Source organism: Staphylococcus sp. EG-SA-2, from assembly GCF_017152085.1.
Genome location: NZ_JACYHC010000911.1, coordinates 1 through 984, shown reverse-complemented (window position 1 = coordinate 984; position 984 = coordinate 1). Strand labels below are relative to the sequence as shown.

Below are 984 nucleotides of genomic sequence, written 5' to 3'. Positions count from 1 at the left end.
TACATGCTTGTATTAGCAGAGACGCTTGCTGAAATGAAAGATAGTTTTACAGGAAAAGTCGTTGTGATACATCAACCAGCTGAAGAAGTACCACCAGGTGGTGCTAAAGCAATGATTGAAAATGGTGTATTAGACGGTGTTGATCATGTATTAGGTGTACACGTCATGAGCACAATGAAAACAGGTAATGTGTATTACAGACCTGGTTATGTTCAAACAGGACGCGCATTCTTCAAATTGAAAGTTCAAGGTAAAGGTGGTCATGGTTCATCACCACATATGGCCAATGATGCCATTGTTGCAGGTAGCTACTTCGTCACAGCGTTACAAACAGTTGTATCTAGACGACTAAGTCCATTTGAAACCGGTGTTGTCACAATCGGTTCATTTGACGGTAAAGGTCAATTCAATGTCATTAAAGATGTTGTTGAAATTGAAGGTGATGTACGTGGATTAACAGATGCTACAAAAGCAACAATTGAAAAAGAAATTAAACGTTTATCAAAAGGATTAGAGGATATGTATGGTGTAACTTGCACCTTAGAATATAACGATGATTATCCAGCATTATATAATGATCCAGAGTTTACTGAGTACGTGGCTAAGACGTTGAAAGAAGCAAACCTTGATTTTGGTGTTGAAATGTGTGAACCACAACCACCTTCAGAAGACTTTGCATATTATGCTAAAGAACGTCCAAGTGCCTTTATTTATACAGGTGCAGCTGTGGAAGATGGTGAAATTTACCCACATCATCATCCTAAATTTAACATTTCAGAAAAATCATTACTTATTTCGGCAGAAGCTGTAGGGACAGTTGTTTTAGATTACCTTAAAGGAGATAACTAACATGAATGAAACGTATCGCGGGGGCAACAAGTTAATCTTAGGTATTGTATTAGGTGTTATTACATTTTGGTTGTTTGCACAATCACTTGTAAATGTTGTACCAAATTTACAACAAAGTTTTGGTGCAGACATGGG

Annotated in this window: 2 protein-coding genes; both read left to right on the top strand. The window is 37.4% G+C overall.

The annotated features are described in order from the left end of the window. Positions 1-849: amidohydrolase (locus tag IDG60_RS16130; RefSeq protein ID WP_164826153.1), on the top strand; the 849-nt coding region annotated here is incomplete at its 5' end. 1 nt (position 850) lies between these two features. Further along, positions 851-984: hypothetical protein (locus tag IDG60_RS22625; RefSeq protein ID WP_241013389.1), on the top strand; the 134-nt coding region annotated here is incomplete at its 3' end.